We start from the raw sequence: 16029 nt of genomic DNA on the forward strand, positions 1-16029 counted from the left end.
ATTTTCTCCCCCTATTTCACCCATGTTTCCTTGAGAACACGCATAATATTTTCACCCATCACCTTACGTATATCTTCTCTGCTGTATCCATGCTTCACCAGCCATCTGACAACATTCGGGTAAGCTTCAGCAGGGTTTTCCAAACCTTTTACATATTCCACTTCATCAAATTCTATACCAGCGTGTGCAGAACCGATTGATAATGCTGCAGCAAAAGCATGGTGCAGTCCCACATGGTCACCAAATAATGTATCAAGACCAAAAGAAACATGATCTATACCGACAAGATTTACAAGATAATCAAAATGTTCCATTACAGATTCGATGGAATGATTTGGATGCTTTTCCGTTAATGTAGTGTGTGGAGCTGCTTCCACTCCAATTACACCACCCTTTTCTGCACAGGCAATATGTACATCATCCGGCTTTAAGCGGCTGATATTCCATAGCGCACGTGCACCTACATGTGTCATAAAAATAGGTTTGCTGCTTGCTGCTATAACATCTCTGGCTGTCTGATCACCACAGTGTGAAACGTCTATAGTCATTCCAAGTTTGTTCATCCGCTCAACAACTCTATGTCCAAAAGCTGTTAATCCTCCATCATTTTTTTCCTTTAATCCGCTCCCGAGGGAATTTGCTTCAGAATAAGCGATACCCATAACTCGGACACCAAGACCATAAAGCACATCTACCCGATCAATTTCATTTTCAATTTGTGTAGCTGATTCAAGTGAAGAAACAAATGCTATTTTTCCTTCTCGTTTTGCACGGTAAATATCCTCTATGGTTTCTGCTTTTATTACCATATCCTGATGAGCAAAGTCACTGTAACGGATTCCGAGGTCATGAATTACATCCTGCCATTTCCAGCCGGCACTCGAGGTAATAAACGCTGTTCCGTCCATAAAATTTTCGAATACTACATCCAGCCCGGATTTACTTAATCCTTCATAACCGGTCCAATCCCTGCCCTGTCTTCTAAATTCCATGATTTGATCCAAATCTTCCGGAGTGACAAATGTATGTTCATGTAAGGATATAATCAGATCTTCTTCCATGATTTGCTGAACTTCTTCTTCCTGTGCTTCACTGATTGGATAAACATACGGTTCTACACGGTTTATTTGTTTTGCCAATTTATAAGGTTTATAATCCTTGCCCGCTTCCAGGTAATCAAAAGATTGATAGCCATTGTATTTTTTTTCTTTCTGTTTTGTCATATATATTTACTCCTTTTTTCAAATCGTTTCTTTTAAATAAATGTGGTATAGTATAATAGAAAGTAAGCGTTTCCTTTCTCATATGAGTGGATAATGACAGGCTACCTTTCTCCCCTCTGCCAAAGGGGTTAGTTTAGGTGTTTCTTTTCTGCAGCGCTCCGTTGCCAGCGGACAGCGCGTATGAAACCTGCAACCACTCGGTGGATTGGAAGGCGAGGGGATTTCTCCCTTCAAAACTACTTTCTCTCTTTTTGCTCTTGGGTCCGGAGTGGGATTCGTAGAAATAAGTGCTGATGTATAAGGGTGTGCAGGCCTTTCATACATTTCTTCTACTTCTCCCACTTCAACCAGATGTCCCAAGTACATGACACCAACCCGATCGGATATATGCCTAACAATATTCAGGCCATGAGCGATGAACAGATATGTCAGCCCCAGTTGGTCCTGCAGATCCTTCATTAAGTTTACAACCTGCGCCTGTACGGATACATCCAGTGCAGAAACAGCTTCATCTGCCAAAATGAATTTCGGGTTTAATGCGATTGCCCTCGCTATCCCAATACGTTGTCTTTGCCCTCCTGAAAATTCATGCGGATATCTATTTCTCCTTTCCGGATCCAGCCCAACCAATTCCAGCAGTTCGCAAACTTTTTTATCCTTTTCCTTCCCGCTTTTCTGACGATTTATTTCAAAAGGCTCTCCGATAATGTCACTCACTTTCATTCTGGGATTTAGGGAGCCAAATGGATCCTGATAAATAACCTGCATGTCTTTTCTAATCTCTCGCATTTCTTTTTTTCCCAGTGAAGTAATTTCTTCTCCCTGAAAGAATAATCTTCCATCCGTAGGTTCCTGCAAACGAAGTAATGCTCTGCCCAAAGTGGATTTTCCTGAACCGGACTCCCCTACAAGTGAAAATGTTTCTCCTTCAAATATTTTCAGGGAAATATTATCTACTGCTCTCACATATCTTTTATTTTTCTTAAACATCCCCTCCTTTATTGGAAAATACTTTTTCAAATGCTGTGCTTCCAGTAATACATTTTTTTCCTGCTGACTAATCTTTTTTTCTACTGTTTTATTTTCCCCAGCTGCTATCATCATTTACCCCCCTTCCCGATTATGTTTGCTTTACTTCCTTTTTTATTACGTCCTCATAATTCCAGCAGGCAACTTCCCTTTCATTTGCCTTAAGCAATGGCGGCTCTTCCTGTAAACATTTTTCTGTTGCAAATTCACAGCGAGGATGAAAACGGCAGCCTTTTGGCAGTTGTGTCAGGCTTGGAATGGTCCCCTGAATGGAATATAGCCTCTTCAGTCTCGGCCCTTTATCCTGAGGTATTGATTTTAATAGCCCCTTCGTATATGGATGTGTAGGCTCATCGAATAATTGATAAACACTTCCCTGCTCAACTATTTTCCCTGCATACATAACAACAATTTTATCGGCTATCTCTGCTGCTACTCCCATGTCATGTGTAATTAATATGATGGACATATTGGTTTTTTCTTTCAGTTCATTTAGAAGTGTTAAAATTTGTGATTCAATTGTTACATCCAATGCAGTCGTCGGCTCATCAGCAATTAATAATTTGGGATCACATGCAAGTGCAATTGCAATCATTACACGTTGGCGCATACCTCCGGATAATTCATGGGGGTATTGATACATTCTGTCTTCAATATCGTTTATCCCTACCAGTCCCAATAATTCTTTTGCCTTTTTTTCTGCATCTTGCTTGCTGACCTTTTGATGGTGCTGAATTCCTTCCATCAATTGTCTGCCAATTGTAAATACAGGATTTAATGCAGTCATTGGTTCCTGGAAAATAATTGAAATGTCATTTCCGCGAATATTTGACATTTCGTCCTGCGTTTTCCTTGCTAAATCCTCTTCCTTAAATAGAATTTCCCCATTGCTTATCTCACCATTTTCAAACTCAAGTAACCGCATGATGGCCAGACTCGTAACACTCTTCCCACTTCCTGACTCACCCACAATACAAACCGTTTCACCCGGCTTCACCTGAAAAGATACATCCTCAATGGCTTTGATTTTTCCACTGTCCGTTTTAAAGTCAACACTTAAATTATTTACGTTTAACAACCCTGTCATTTACTCACCTCCTTTAAATTAATTAAAACTTTATGAAAATTTAATATAAATTAAAACACTACTGGAGTAATCACTCCCAATAAATGTGTTTCCTCATCCAGTAAATTCTCCCCGTAATGCTCCAAATAGGAGGGAAAATGGATGGAGTCTCCTTCATAAATAGAATACTCTCTGTTTTCAATCGTGAATTTCATTGCTCCTTTTAAAACGTAATAAAACTCCTCACCAGCAAATTTAAATGCATCCTTTTTTTTCTGATTGGGCTCCATAATTAAAATATAGGGAGCCAATACCCTTTTATCAAAATTACCTCCTAAACTTGCATATTGAGTACGTAAACCCTTTACTTGGAAGACTTGCTGCTCGTCTTTTCGCGTTACATATGTATAATTTATTTTATCCTGGAAAAATTCTGATACATTTACGTTGAAAGCATCTGCTATTTTTTTTAACGAACTTATCGCTAAGTTAGAATTTCCTCGTTCAATTTGTGATAAAAAACCAACAGACAGTCCTGTTTTTTCACTTAAATCTTTTAACGTCATACCGGACTGCTTTCGCATTAGTTTAATATTTTCATAAACTTCCCTCAAAATTCACCAACTCTTTTCGGTTTTTATTAGGCTTTCTATTGATTTTTTCTGCATAAAGTTGTATTAATATTCATTAATGGTTATAAATAAACATTTTTCGCTAACTATCTTGCCTGCATAATTATTGTGTGAGTAAATTTTTATAGTGTGACTTAAATTGCAGTTTATTATATCATAAAAATTTAACTTGTCTAGGGATTATTTAATTTTTTTATAAAAAAAGAAATAAAAAACAAATTCTTAATATTTAACGTTAATTTCTATCCTGTAAGATAACTGAAAACACAACACCTAAATCCAAAATCTATACATAGTACCACGTTTCCCATGCAGCCAAATTATGAATGATGTATATTAGGCCAAAACTAAAACCCCGCAACTTTAACGTTCAGTCACAGAGTTTAGTTCATCTCAAATATTAAAAAGAATAAAAGCAGACTTCCAACCTGATCATTTCTGCCAGTCTTTTATTATTAATTATTTATGATGAGTGGCCAGGCGCTTTATTTCCGTATCTCAAAAAATCTTCACCACTTTGTCATCATCTATTCAATCGCTTCCGCTTCTTGTGAAGAAATTCAGAAAGGTAAATTCCCAGTATCATTGTCCCATTTTTCTGTCCCTCTTTCCAGATAGCCACTGGCACCATATTTCTTAGGTCCTGACGGCACCCTGCACACCACTGTACCGTAGTCTGAACTGATAATCACGCATCCATCACCACAATATGAGCAGCTTTCACCGGCCCGTGAACACCGACCACAATATTCATTTCGATATCCGCACTATTACTTGGTCCTGAAATAAAATTGATGTAAGAGGAAATATCCTCCCCATCCTCAACCTGCTTTTGGATTTTCTCCGTAGCCTGGGTCAGCCTCGGAACAATGGAAGACTTGGGGACAATAGCAGCATAGGTTACCGGCAGCAGGCTGACGGACCTGGCAATATCACTGTCATTGAACTGTGTGATAGTCCCAGATTCGGCAAGGCTTACATCACTGAACAAAAAGCCGATACTCGCTTCTTTTGCGGCCTCTATATTTTCATCCCCCAATGATTTATCCCATACATGCACATTGTTTTTTGTTAATACATCATGTAAACCGTACTCCTCAAAACGCCTGTCCTTCGTTGCAACCATAGATCCGGGGCCGTATGCTGCCATAATACTTTCCATGGTTTCCCCAAGCTTTTCTTTTGTAGTCTCTACTACATAAGTTCCTTTTTCTTCACTATTCTTTTTAAATAAGGTATATAGTTCATCAGCCGATTTATCATGGTAAACCTGCCATTGCGGCTGGAATTCCCATTCAGGGATCCGGACATCCTGTTTCCTTTCCCTTCCCAGCCGGTGAGCGATATGATTAAGAAACTGATCCCGATTTTGAATAGTACCTTTACGCATCCCTGCTGCCACCTTTCTTGTGTTCCATAAACCACTTTCTGAAATTTTCATTTCCCGGTGCCGGAAATTCGCGTATCCTGGTCCATAGCTTCATAGGCCCGGGACCTTTTGAAATAGAATCTTCTTTTACAAATGGTTTCGCAAAAACAGGTGCACCTTTTGTTGCCATTTTGAAAAGGGATGGTGTACTGGTGCCTATGCCGAAAGCCTTCATGGCTAATTTTTCACTTTTATCAGCATAACCCTGTTCCACATAGTTTTCACGATGTCTGATCAGCAGTTCGTGCAGCGGGATTTTTACCGGACAAGCTTCCGTACAGGCTGCACATAAACTGGAAGCATAAGGAAGCTCACCATACTCCTCATACCCGCCAAGGATCGGTGAAAGCACGGCACCGATAGGCCCCTGGTAAATGGAACCGTAAGCATGACCGCCAATATGACGATACACAGGGCATACATTCACACAGGCTGCACAGCGAATGCAATGCAGGGCAGACTGGAATTCCGTCCCGAGTGCTTTTGACCTGCCGCCATCCACAACAACTAAATGAAATTCTTTTGATCCATCTGCGCTATCGTCTTCCAGTTCGGGTGTGAGATTGGTTACATAGGTAGTTATCTTTTGACCAACAGCACTTCTGCTAAGAAGGTTTACCATTACATCAAGCTCTTTCCATGTCGGCACAAGCCTTTCCATCCCCATTACGGTGATCTGTGTCTTCGGAAAGCTGGTAACCATATTCGCATTGCCTTCGTTGGTTACCAATGCTACAGAACCTGATTCCGCAACCCCAAAATTACATCCGGTAATGCCGATATCCGCATTCATAAATACGTCCCTTAACTGACTGCGGGCAAAAGATGTTATTTCTTCCGGCTTATCGGTGCCGGTATAACCGGCTTTTTCAGCCAACGTGTCCCTGATCTGTGATTTGTTTTTATGAAGGGATGGTACTACGATATGGGAAGGCCGGTCTCCTTCTTCAGCCTGTAAAATATATTCAGCCAAATCCGTTTCATATACCTGGCAGCCAATTTCCTCCAATGCTTCATTCATGCCAATCTCTTCAGTCACCATTGACTTTGCCTTTGTTACGCTTTTGGCATTTTTCTCTTTTGCTACCTGTTGTATATATTCATTGGCTTCTTCTGCGGTTTCCGCAAAAAATACATGGCCGCCCCGCCTGGCAAAATTATCGGTGAGAAGTTCAAGATAGTAATCCAGGTTTTCCAGTGTATGCCGGCGTATTTCTTCCCCGGCGCTGCGCCAATCTTCCCAGTCACCTATCTCCTCGTCTGCTTCAGTTGCAGCAATTTTCTTTCCCCTTAAACCGTCCTGCGCCCTTGCCATCGATTCACGCATGAAGTCATCTTGCAATGCATCATCGACCCGGTCAAAAAATGGTTTCTCGCCTATCTTCATCGCCATGATTTTTTCCTCCTTTGTTCACACACGGGAATTTAAAATCTGTGCTATATGTTTAACCTCTATCGGTTTGCCTTTCCGGTCCATCCGTCCTTTTATATTCATTAAACATCCGCCGTCCGCTGTAATAAGCACTTCCGCTCCTGTATCCTCTACATGCCGAATTTTCTCATCCACCATTTGTTCGGAAATCGGTACCATTTTAATGGAAAAAGTTCCGCCAAATCCGCAGCAGTCATAACTGTTTGCCAGCGGCAGCAGCTCCAGACCTTTCACGTTTTTCAACAATTTGAATGGGGAATCCGTTTCTTTGAGCAGACGCATCATGTGACAGGATGTATGATAGGTCGCCTTTGCCGGAAATACTGCTCCGACATCTTCCATTTTTAGTACATTGACGATAAACTGTGTAAACTCGTATGTTTTATCAGCTGCTTTCTGCGCTTTTTCCTGCCAGACCGGATCCTCCCGAAAAAGCCCGGGATACTCTTTGAACATACCGGCACAAGAACCGGAAGGTGCCACAATATATTCAGATGACTCAAAGCTGGTAATCATCTGTTTGGCTGCCTTTTGCGCTTCTTTCCGATAACCACTGTTAAAAGCCGGCTGTCCGCAGCAGATCTGCCCTTGCGGAAAGTCAATCTCGCAGCCAAGCCGTTCTAGTACTTCAACCATGTCTTTGGCAGGGTTTTGATAAAATAATTCACCAAGACAAGTGACAAATAATGATATTTTCATTGCTATAAACATTCCTTTCGCTTCGCGTAATTGATGATGGAATGAAAGCTATTGTTTCATAACTTTTTGGGATTAAACCGGAAAATAGCCAGCAAGTCACTGGCTTCGAGCAGAAGCATTTCCGGCCGCGGGCTTATTACTTCTTCATTTGTTATATGCGTTTTTTAGCAGAAATACATTTTACTTGGCAAAGTAGTATCATCTATATGTATTCATCATAATCCCTTATACGCACTGCACGATATTTTCTTCAAAGGCAGCATAACATCAAATCTTTCTATACCAGGGGTTTAAGTGGATAATTGAATTGGTAAGGATAAGATCCGGCTGGGCCATTCAAACGTACATCATCTTTTCATGGTCGCAAATTTCAGAAAAATGATAAGCCATCCTGCGGCTAACGCGGATCTTTTCCGGATTAGTTGTGGTTAGCGTAAACCCTGGATAATGGAACGAATTTTTCAAGGCCACTTGATGTCAGCAAAAGAGTTCAATAGTAGGGCATATGCGTATCCTGCATCACTTCTATTGTTTTCTCGCTGTATAATGCTGGAAATCAGTTCTAATGTTTTAGTACATTATTGCACCCTTTTATACAGCAGGTTCAATGTGCATGATTCTCTCCGTAGATGGAATGAACCTTGGAAGAGCGCTTGACCATGCACATTCCGGCCACCATTCGCTACATGATTAATAAAATGTTGGATAGTAATGGTTGATACCTGCAGCTATACTTTAATTACATTTAAGGTTTTTTCTTCCAGTTGACGGATGGTATCACCGTCTACTTTACTGTCTATGATAATATTTTCAATTAAATCAAGGCTGGAGATGTGTGAAAATGCTTGCACACCAAATTTGCTGTAATCCAGCATTAAGTAGACTGCATCTGCACTTTCAATCATTTTCTTCTTTATACGGGCCTGCTGCTCATTGGAATCACTTATCCCCCGTCTCAAATGCAGACCTTTACAGGAAATAAAAGCCTTGCTGACATGATAGGTGTCCATAGAAGCTTCTGCAAGTGGACCGGTAAAAGAAAGTGACTTCGGCTGAAGTGTTCCACCTGTGGAGATGACTTCCACCTGTTTTTTATTGCTTAACTCCATTGCAACCTTAATGGAATTAGTTAAAACAGTGAGCGGTATGTCCGGCAGTGATTTCGCCATATACCAGGCAGTAGAACTGGCATCAAGAATAACCTTATCCCCTTCGTCGATCAGCTTGGTTGCTCTTAGTGCTATTTCCCTTTTCTCGTTAACGTTCATTATTTCCCGTTCAAAATAAGGCTGTTCCATGGAGTCTGAAGAATTAATATAAATTGCACCACCGTGACTGCGAGCCAGCTTATGTTCCTTTTCGAGCTTTTCCAAATCTCTGCGTATCGTCTCTTCTGTTACAGAAAAAATCTCACTTAATTCTGTTACACGAATACTTTTCCGTTCATTTACTAATTTAACTATCTTTTGATGTCTTTCAGCAACAAGCATTATCATCCCTTCTTTCGCTAGCTTTTTATTAATTTAAGTATACAATAGACTCCCTTCCCTCTGAAAGGAATCTATTGTAAATGGATTATCTTGTGAACGCTGCGGCAACCCCGCCATCGACAGTTACCATGCAGCCGGTTGTCTTCGCAGATTTTGAAGAAGCTAAAAATGCAATAGATTCTGCAATGTCCTCCGGAAGAATATTAACATTTAATATCGTCCGTTTGCGGTAGTGCTCCTCCAAGTCGTCTGCTCCGATGCCATAGGATGATGCCCGCTCTTCCTTCCAGTTTGAATCCCAAATTTTTGATCCGCGGATTACTGCATCAGGTAATACGGAGTTGACCCGGATTCCGTGTTCTCCGCCCTCGGCTGCAACCGTTCTGGCAAGATGAACTTCTGCAGCTTTTGCTGTACTGTATGCTGCTGCGTTTTTACCGGCATAGATGGAATTTTTTGATCCGACAAACACCATACTGCCGCCGATTTCCTGTTTTTTCATCACCTTGAATGCTTCTCTTGCTACAAGGAAATATCCGGTAACCAGTACATTGATATTTAAATTCCATTTTTGCATTGTTGTTTCCTCAAACGGGCTGGAGCTTGCAAGCCCGGCATTATTGACAATAATATCAAGCCCGCCGTATTCCAGTACAGTTCTCCGGATTGCTTCTTTTACTTCTTCCTCTTTTGTCACATCCATTTTGACAGCCAGTGCACGATTCGCTCCATAACGCTGATTAATTTCTGCTGCCAGTTCCCGTGCGCCATCCAGATCAATGTCAGCAACCACGACATGCGCCCCTTCTGATAACAGGCGTTTACTTGTTGCACCGCCTATACCGCCAGCTCCGCCTGTAATAAATGCAATCTTGCGTGAGAACTCTGCTTCCGGTGGAGCCAGGCTTAATTTATAAAGTTCCAATGGCCAGTATTCAATGGCAAATGATTCTGCTTCGTTAAGAGATACAAAGTTTCCAAGTACAGTAGACCCGCGCATAACGGCTACAGCGCGATGATATAACGATTCACTTACATTTGCAGCTGACCAGCTTTTTCCTGTATTGATCATGCCAATTCCGGGAATCAGCAGGACACGCGGAACTGCCTCAACAATTTTATCTCCTTCAGATTTATTACGGTTGAAGTAGGCTAAATACTCTTCTCTAAAGGAAGCAATCCCTTCCTTTATGCTTTCTTTTAAACTATCAGCATCTTTGCTTGATGGATCCCACTCTACATACAATGGAACCCGCTTCGTGTGAACGAGATGGTCCGGACATGCAGCACCGACCTGAGATAATTCTTTTGCATCCCTGCTGTTGACAAACTCCAGGATTGCTTCACTGCTGTCATTGGTGACAATCATCTTGTTATCCTTGCTTACCTGCCCCCTGATTATTGGCAGTATCTGTGCGAGAATCTCATTTCTTTCTTCTTCATTCAATGAAGGATATTTTTTCCCGCCAAATAATGACTTCCCTTTAGCTTTAGTTTCAATATAATCTTCCGCTTCCTGAATGATGGAGATTGTCTTATCATAGCTTTCCTTTGAGGTTTCCCCCCATGTTACAAGGCCGTGCTTTTCCATAATGACAAGCTCTGCGTCCGGGTTATTCTTAACCCCCTCTGCAATCATTTTTGAAAGCTTGAAGCCTGGACGTATGTATGGCACCCACACAAAACGATTCCCGTAAATTTCCTTCGCTATATCCATCCCATTGTCAGCACATGCAATGCTGATAATTGCATCAGGATGTGTATGATCAACATGCCTGAATGGTAAAAACGCATGCAGAAGTGTCTCTATCGAAGAACGGGGGTGTTTTGAATCAACCATACAATGTCCCAGGTAATCGACCATTTCCTCATCTGACATATCTTCTCTATCCAATAGAGGTTGAATATCATCAAGTTTTAATCCTGTGAAATTATTGGATTTCATTGTCGCAAGGTCTGAACCGCTTCCCTTTACCCACATAACTTCGATTTCATTTCCTTTAAAGTCCGTTTCTGTTGATTTTGCTGATGTATTTCCACCACCCCAGTTTGCAACAGAACGATCCTGGCCTAATAGGTTAGAACGGTAAACAAGTTCTTCTAATTCTGTTGTAAAGGTGTTTTTATTATCATCCCAACGATTTTTCACCATATAAAAAACCTCCCGCCTTATTTGTAATTATGTTACCACAATTTTGTTCATTTTTGAATACTTATTTTTATATGTGTTTTATTTTGTTTTGTGTTTGTTAATTGTTCCGATTTAATTGTCAGCAATTTTTTCATAACGGTATTCTCCCGCCCAAAGAAATCATATAATTTATCATATTCTTCATAGAGCTTTTCATATACTGCTGCATTTTCTGGGATTGGTTTGATTACTTTTTCTTTTACACGCGCCATTTTATTTACAGCATCCGTTATGGTGTCGAACCCGCCATCTGCTTCTCCTGCTGCTGCTGCACCAAACATCGCTGCTCCCACTGCTGATGTGTGATTCGTATCGGCAATTTTAATATTACGATTGGTTATATCTGCGTATATCTGCATTAATAATTTATTTTTATTGGGCAGGCCGCCGCATGCATATAATTCATTTACTATAACACCATTATTATGGAAAGTATCGACAACTTTCCTCGTACCAAAGGCTATGGCCTCAAGCAGTGCACGGTAAATTTCTTCCGGCTTCGTCTGAAGTGTCAGGCCTACCAGCAGACCGTTTAAGTTAGCATCTACTAATGTCGTACGGTTACCATTCCACCAGTCCAAAGCCAGGAGACCCGATTCACCGGGTTTTAAATCAGCTGCTTTCTTCTCCAGCCATTGATGAACAGATACACCGGATTCAGCCGCTGCTTCCGTCACATATTGCGGGACGGCATGATCCACATACCATGCGAAAATATCACCGCCGGCCGGCTGGCCAGCTTCGTATCCGTAAAATCCCTGAATGATTCCGTCTTCTACAATTCCACTAATGCCATCCACGACTACTTCCTCTTTTCCAAGAAGCATATGGCAAATGGATGTACCCATGACCATCACCATTTTCCCGGGTTCAGTGACTCCCATTGCCGGGACTGATGCGTGCGCGTCAATAATACTCACAGCAACGGACGTTCCCGGATTCAATCCAGTTATTGAAGCCATTTCGTCCGTTAATTCTCCCGCCTTTGTTCCAAGGGGATAAACATTGCCGCGAAGTTTTGTTTCTGCCAAATTTTCAAGAGCCGGGTCAAGTTCTTTAAAAAATTCTTTATCAGGATACCCTTCCTGCTTATTCCAGATTGATTTGTAGCCAGCAGCACAACTGCTTTTGACAAAGTTACCTGTTAATTGAAATACAACCCAATCCCCCGCTTCCATAAAGCGATCTGCTTTATCATAGATATGGGGAGCCTCCTCAAATGTTTGCCAAATTTTAGGGATCATCCATTCCGAGGATATTTTTCCGCCATAACGCTGTAAAAATTTTTCTTCCCGGTTACCCGCAATGTCATTCAGCTCGGTTGCCTTATCCTGTGCTGCATGATGCTTCCAAAGCTTTACCCAGCTATGCGGATTATCCTTCAGCTCCGCCTGGAAACATAAAGGTGTTCCTTCCTCATCAACCGGAAGCATCGTACATGAGGTGAAATCCACCCCTATGCCGACAATTTGATCCGGATTGACTCCAGATTTTCTGATTGTTTCCGGTATTGCTTTTTTCAGAACATCAATATAATCATTTGGATGCTGCAATGCCCAATCAGGACTTAACCGAACATCCGAATCCGGCAGCATTTCATCCATGACACCATGGGGATATGCCACAACATGATCGGCGATTTCTTTGCCGTTTTCGAGTGAAACAAGAACAGCTCTGCCGGATGCTGTGCCATAATCTATACCGATTGCAAAGGTCTCTTTCATTAAACATCCCCCTTTATACATTCAAAATAAAAAGGCTGCCGCCAGACAGACAACGACAGCCTCTATTTACTTAAACTTATTGATACAGCGGGCCAAAATTATCGCATGCACGGAAATCTGCGGATTCAATATTTTGCGTTCCGAACATTGACCAGACATGCGGACGGAAAACACGTGATTCATCAATATTATGCATATTTACAGGAATTCTCAGCATGGATGCAAGTGTCAATAGATCTGCGCCTATATGTCCATATGAAATGGCACCATGATTGGAGCCCCAGAAATCCATTACATCGTAAGCGGTCTTGAATGCACCTTCACCGGTCAGGATTGGTGCAAACCAAGTAGTCGGCCATGAAGGATCTGTTCTGCGGTCAATTTTTTCATAAACTTCCTCCGGCAATTGAACAGAATACCCCTCGGCAATTTGCAGTACCGGACCAAGACCTTTAACCATATTCAACCGTGTCATCGTGAGCGGCATATTGTCTTTCGTATGAAAACGGGTGGAAAAACCGCCGCCCCGGAAGTATTGTTTATCGGCCGGATGAAATGTTGTATTTTCCATCATCTTATCCACTTCTTCGTCAGTTACTTCCCAGAAAGGTTTTATTGCCGGTTTTCCATCCTTAGTTTGTTCACCTGTTCCATCCAGCGCAGAAGCACCTGAATTTTTTAGATGAATAAGACCATTTGCCGCTTTGCCGGTCAATTCATAACCGGTAACCCGTTTAACGGCTTCCGGACTCCAATAGGTGCGGACATCTGCAAATATTTGTGATGTATTGGTAAGCAAATAGTTAAATAACATGGCTACACCATTATTGTTATCATTCTCTGTCGCCATAACATATGGCGCCCGTCTTCCATTCCAATCAAAAGAGCTGTTGAGCATAGTTTCCATATAATCCCCATTGGGGAAGTGGTCTGTCCATTGACGCTGCCCCTGGAAACCGGACAGTATAGCATCATGCCCCAACGCTTCTTCTTCGTAACCCATTTCGGCCAACTTTTTATTTCCTGCCATTAAATCACGGCCGATCAGCGCCATTTTTACAACTGTTTCCCAGTTCTTTTCATACTCTTCCTCCGTGAATTTCAGTTCCTCTATATTTTTATCAAAGCCTACTCTGGCATTCTCTTTTGTCCACTTTAATGCTTTTTCGTATTCTTCTTTATCATATATTTCTTCATTCATGCGACGGACAAATTCAGTCATATCGACATACTCATTCCGCATTCCCAAATATTCCTGGAAAAAGTCATCTTTCACTATGGACCCTGCAATTCCCATGGATACACTGCCCATAGACAGATATGATTTTCCTTTCATCATGGCTACTGCTAATCCGGATCTCGTGAATTGCAGTAATTTTTCTGTTACTTCTTCAGGTATTTCCTCATCATCCGCTTCCTGTACATGCTCACCATAAATACCGAATGCCGGAACCCCTTTTTGTGCATATGCTGCCAAAACCGCTGCCAGATAAACAGCACCTGGGCGTTCTGTCCCATTAAATCCCCACACAGCATGCGGCATTTTATTGTCCAAATCCATTGTCTCTGTTCCATAGCACCAGCATGGCGTTACTGTAATTGTTAATCCGACATTTTCCTGGTGAAACTTTTCCTTACAATCTGCTGCTTCTTTAACCCCGCCAATTGTAGTATCTGCAATGACGCACTCGACAGGTTCACCATTCGGGTATTTTAATGTCTCCTGAATTAATTTCGAAACATTCTTTGCCATATTCATTGTTTGTTCTTCCAATGATTCCCTTACACCACGTCTTCTCCCGTCAATCGTTGGGCGTATTCCCACTTTTGGAAATCTAGTCATGTTTTTCCTCTCCTGTTCATACTATGTTTGTTTAATTCTATTTTTAAAAGAGTGGAAATGAGATCCACTAGCTCCCCTTACATTCCAATTAAAAATGTGGCTGATTTGCTTTATCATTAACTGTTTTTTTATTCATATACAAGATCTGTGATCTCTTCTGAATCAACATTTTCAGCGTCGTACCATACTGCCCCGGTATCCACATCAGAAACCTCTTCACCGTTAGCAGCCTTTACAGCTAAGTCCAATGCATTATACCCAATGGAAACCGGGTCCTGCGTGACGGCCCCATAGAAGCGTTCTGAACGGACTGCGTCCAGCTGCATTGCACCAGAGTCAAATCCTACTGCAATTACTTTATCCGGGCCGATTTTCCCGCCGGATATTGCACTGTCCGCATTAATGATTGCTTTTGCGGCAAATTCATTAGAACCATAGATTCCAATTAAGTCATCTTTATTTAATAGAGTTTGAGCTTCTGTTTGTCCGGCGGAATCAGTCAATTCAGCAGGAACTCTTGTTTCAATTACCAGCTTTGCATCTCCTTCTGCTACACCATTTTCCAGTTTCTCATGTCCAATGACAGCAACAGTGCCTTCACCAAGTTCACCTTCAACAAGTTCTGCCATTTTGTCGATAAATCCTACTGTACGTTCCGTGATAGAAAAAGAGTTTACCTCCTGGGCTACAACACCAATGCGGACATCACCATCTGCTTCCGCTACTTTATCTTCAATTGCTGGATACATATTTTCTGCAGCCAGTTCACCTGCAGCATAGTTATCCGTTGATGCGTTAGCGTCGATTGCACCCTCCGGAGCATCAGGAACACCAGAGTCAAATCCGATAATCGGTATATCCCTGTCCATGGACTGTTCAATAGGACCAATAAGTGCACTCGTATCAAGAGCGGCTAAAGCAATGGCATCAGGATTTTTATTTACTGCATTGTTCAGCATTTCAACCTGCTCGGCAATTGCAGACTCATCCTGAGGTCCAACAAAATTCATCTCCACGCCATGTTCCTCAGCAGCCTCTTCTGCCCCTTGTCTTACTGCCCGCCAAAAATCATGCTGGAACCCTTTTGCGACAATTTCTACTGTCATGTCTCCGCTTCCGCTTTCCTCACCGGAAGCCCCCTCACTTGAATCGTCGCCACATGCTGCAAGCAGTCCAATCAGCCCCGCCAGCGCGGCTAAAATTAAAAACTTCTTCATAATACCCTTCTTCATTTTACTTCCTCCCTTTTTTATAATGATTGCTTTTATGAT

The 16029-nt window shown here is 41.7% G+C and carries 12 protein-coding genes; all 12 read right to left on the minus strand.

Features of this window, described 5'->3' with window-relative positions; all coding sequences use genetic code 11:
- Nucleotides 1–11 precede the first annotated feature (11 nt).
- Entirely contained in the window at nucleotides 12–1223 is a 1212-nt protein-coding gene (locus GHD25_RS04865; RefSeq protein WP_164215252.1) for a dipeptidase, read from the minus strand.
- Between the two features lie 78 nt (nucleotides 1224–1301).
- On the minus strand, nucleotides 1302–2324 hold the full coding sequence (locus tag GHD25_RS04870) for an ABC transporter ATP-binding protein (RefSeq protein WP_164215253.1): 1023 nt from the start codon (nucleotides 2322–2324) through the stop codon (nucleotides 1302–1304).
- A gap of 19 nt (nucleotides 2325–2343) precedes the next feature.
- Nucleotides 2344–3339: an ABC transporter ATP-binding protein gene (locus GHD25_RS04875; protein WP_164215254.1), complete on the minus strand. Its 996-nt coding sequence runs from the start codon at nucleotides 3337–3339 to the stop codon at nucleotides 2344–2346.
- Nucleotides 3340–3389: 50 nt separating this feature from the next.
- Complete coding sequence (locus GHD25_RS04880; protein ID WP_164215255.1) at nucleotides 3390–3932, minus strand: helix-turn-helix domain-containing protein; 543 nt, start codon at nucleotides 3930–3932, stop codon at nucleotides 3390–3392.
- A gap of 706 nt (nucleotides 3933–4638) precedes the next feature.
- A complete protein-coding gene (locus GHD25_RS04885) occupies nucleotides 4639–5340 on the minus strand; it encodes a LutC/YkgG family protein (RefSeq protein WP_164215256.1) in 702 nt (233 codons plus the stop codon).
- On the minus strand, nucleotides 5333–6772 hold the full coding sequence (locus GHD25_RS04890; RefSeq protein WP_164215257.1) for a LutB/LldF family L-lactate oxidation iron-sulfur protein: 1440 nt from the start codon (nucleotides 6770–6772) through the stop codon (nucleotides 5333–5335). Before GHD25_RS04890 ends, GHD25_RS04885 begins: the two co-directional genes overlap by 8 nt.
- 18 nt (nucleotides 6773–6790) lie before the next feature.
- The gene (locus tag GHD25_RS04895) at nucleotides 6791–7510 is read right to left on the minus strand and encodes a (Fe-S)-binding protein (protein WP_164215258.1); all 720 of its coding nucleotides are present in this window, start codon (nucleotides 7508–7510) and stop codon (nucleotides 6791–6793) included.
- Nucleotides 7511–8238: 728 nt separating this feature from the next.
- Nucleotides 8239–9000, minus strand: coding sequence for a DeoR/GlpR family DNA-binding transcription regulator (locus GHD25_RS04900; RefSeq protein ID WP_164215259.1), 762 nt, complete (start codon nucleotides 8998–9000; stop codon nucleotides 8239–8241).
- 85 nt (nucleotides 9001–9085) lie between these two features.
- A complete protein-coding gene (locus tag GHD25_RS04905) occupies nucleotides 9086–11152 on the minus strand; it encodes a bifunctional aldolase/short-chain dehydrogenase (RefSeq protein WP_164215260.1) in 2067 nt (688 codons plus the stop codon).
- 47 nt (nucleotides 11153–11199) lie between these two features.
- Nucleotides 11200–12915, minus strand: a complete 1716-nt coding sequence (locus GHD25_RS04910) for a ribulokinase (protein WP_164215261.1) — start codon at nucleotides 12913–12915, stop codon at nucleotides 11200–11202.
- A 76-nt stretch (nucleotides 12916–12991) separates the two neighbouring features.
- Entirely contained in the window at nucleotides 12992–14758 is a 1767-nt protein-coding gene (locus GHD25_RS04915) for an L-fucose isomerase (protein WP_164215262.1), read from the minus strand.
- 128 nt (nucleotides 14759–14886) lie between these two features.
- Nucleotides 14887–15990, minus strand: coding sequence for an ABC transporter substrate-binding protein (locus GHD25_RS04920; protein ID WP_205601326.1), 1104 nt, complete (start codon nucleotides 15988–15990; stop codon nucleotides 14887–14889).
- Nucleotides 15991–16029: the final 39 nt, after the last annotated feature.

The sequence above is a fragment of the Virgibacillus aidingensis genome (genome assembly GCF_010994035.1).
GTDB lineage: Bacteria > Bacillota > Bacilli > Bacillales > Amphibacillaceae > Virgibacillus_N.